The following is a 2,368-nucleotide window of genomic DNA, read 5'->3' on the forward strand; positions in this document are numbered from 1 at the left end:
CTTGTTGAACGAAGCCGCTATGCGGCAAAAAAGATAAAAACACATATCTATGCTCTCATCCTAAATACTTTCTAGAGGCGCCTAATTGAGGTTGCCATCCTAGGAGTATTGTCATGAACACATCCGAACAACAACGTTTTGATTTACTTTATGAACAACATCTTACCAACTTGATTCTGCAAGGCAAGCGGCCTGCCACCATCGATGCATACAGCCGTGCGGTACGGCGTATAGCCGCCTTCTTTGACCGTTGTCCCGACAACCTTACCACCGATGATTTAAAGCGCTACTTCGCTCAGCTGATTGAGTCACACTCATGGAGCACCGTTAAGCTTGACCGTAACGGTTTACAGTTCTTTTACCGCTACGTGTTAGATAAACAGTGGCAGTGGCTCAACATCGTTAAGCCTCCGCAAGTCAATCACTTACCAGATATTCTGAGCCCCGCTGAAGTGGCTATTGTCATTAGCCTCACACATAAGTTGCGATATCAGGTCTTCTTTCTGACCTTGTACTGTATGGGGCTCCGCCTCGGTGAGGGCATTTCATTGCAAGTCGGTGATATCGATTCACAGTTAATGCAGGTGCATATCCGGGATGCTAAAGGCGGCAAGGATAGATTCGTTCCTTTGCCTAAACGTACCTTGTTAGCACTGCGCTATTACTGGCAAACCCATCGCCATCAACGCCTGCTGTTTCCTGGTAAAGACGGTAAACCGGATTCGATGATAGATAAAGGGGGGATTCAGAAGGCGTTAAAAAGAGTCATTGCTGAGTGCAACATTCATAAATCTATCAGCCCACACAACTTACGCCACAGTTATGCCACGCACCTGTTGGAACAAGGCCTTGATTTACGCTCAGTGCAAACCTTACTTGGCCACAACAGCCTCAACACCACCGCCAGATATACACGTCTTACTCAAATTACTCGTAAAAATACGGTTGAGGCTATTAATCAGCTGACTGATGATTTAGCCCTGAAGTGGGAGTGTAATGTATGACGTTCATCGACATTTTACGTGACCACCTTGATGAGTTTAATCAGGTTTTTGATCAACAAATCACAACCTCGATACGGCAAGCTATTTATGCCATGCTCACTTGCCGTACCAACACTGAACGCGCTAGCCACTGGACTTGTCAGGGTTGTGCTCATCACGCCGACTTTCCACTCTCTTGTGGTCATCGCAGTTGCCCTCAATGCCAGCACAACACCACGACAGATTGGCTTGCAAAGCAGCAGGCTAAACTATTTCCCGTCGAATATTACATGGTCACTTTCACCTTGCCTTTTGAGCTTAGAGTCATTGCAAAACATCAACCCGAGTTGATGTACCAAGCCATGTTCTCCGTGGCGGCCAGTGTGCTAAAAGAGTTCGCTAAAAACTCAAAGCAACTCGGCGGTGACATTGGTTTTACTGGCGTACTGCATACCCATAACAGGCGGCGTGATCTGCATCCGCATATTCACTTTATTATTCCAGCAGGGAGCTTCGATAAAGACAAAAAGCAGTGGCACAAGAGCAAAGGCAAGTACTTGTTCAACGCCTTTAACCTCGCCAAGGTATGGCGATCACGTTTGCTGGAACAACTCACCAACAAGCTCGACATAAAACTTCCTGAAGGTATCCCTAAGAAATGGGTTGTCGACTGCCAACACATAGGTAAAGGGCTACCTGCACTCAAGTATCTGTCGAGATATCTTTATCGTGGCGTACTCCCAGACAAAAATATTATTAGTGATATTAACGGACAAGTTTGCTTTGAGTATCAGGATAGCCAAACCCAAACGACTGAAATACGCACCTTACCCGCAGTGAAATTTCTCTATCTGATCTTACAGCATGTTTTACCAAAAGGGTTACGGCGAGTGAGAGATTATGGCTTATTGCAAGGGCGTTGCAGAAAGTTACGGCAACAGATACAGCTCATGCTCGCTGTTGCGGGGGCGGTTTTTCCACTTGTCCATGAAGTGAAACGTGCAGTGGCTATGCGCGCTTGCCCCTGTTGCCATCAACCCATGCGCTTCATGGGAATACACAAGAATAATTACGGTAATGGCCGAACGACAAGCTTAATAACCACCACCTAATGCTGGGATTTAACGTTAGAACATCATAGATAATGATGATAATTAAGAAGGGAATTGATGTAATCGACTGACATAGAAGTATTATTATATTAGCTGAAAACGCTAAGGGATCATCATGATTGAAAAATAAGTGCTTCGAAAATAACATTTCAAATAGACCAAACTCTCGATCTGCTATTTGCTTAATAAAGAGTATTGATAACCCCACCATCGGGCTTGTTCAACACTTGGGATAAGGACGCGGCTTCGCGCGGCCTATCCTTATTTGTTAGC

At 45.3% G+C, this 2,368-nt stretch carries 2 protein-coding genes; both read left to right on the forward strand.

All coding sequences use genetic code 11. The features are described from left to right. Positions 1 to 113: 113 nt before the first annotated feature. The gene (locus tag FN961_RS25595; protein WP_144042964.1) at positions 114 to 1,004 is read left to right on the forward strand and encodes a tyrosine-type recombinase/integrase; all 891 of its coding nucleotides are present in this window, start codon (positions 114 to 116) and stop codon (positions 1,002 to 1,004) included. Continuing rightward, on the forward strand, positions 1,001 to 2,095 hold the full coding sequence (locus FN961_RS25600; protein ID WP_144042965.1) for an IS91 family transposase: 1,095 nt from the start codon (positions 1,001 to 1,003) through the stop codon (positions 2,093 to 2,095). Before FN961_RS25595 ends, FN961_RS25600 begins: the two co-directional genes overlap by 4 nt. The last annotated feature ends 273 nt before the right edge of the window (positions 2,096 to 2,368 follow it).

The sequence above is a fragment of the Shewanella hanedai genome, from assembly GCF_007197645.1.
In the GTDB taxonomy this organism is placed as follows: domain Bacteria; phylum Pseudomonadota; class Gammaproteobacteria; order Enterobacterales; family Shewanellaceae; genus Shewanella; species Shewanella hanedai.

Bases quoted from the DNA above. Each gene is read 5' to 3' on its own strand.
- FN961_RS25595 (WP_144042964.1), top strand. From the start codon at position 114: ATGAACACATCCGAACAACAACGTTTTGATTTACTTTATGAACAACAT.
- FN961_RS25600 (WP_144042965.1), top strand. From the start codon at position 1,001: ATGACGTTCATCGACATTTTACGTGACCACCTTGATGAGTTTAATCAG.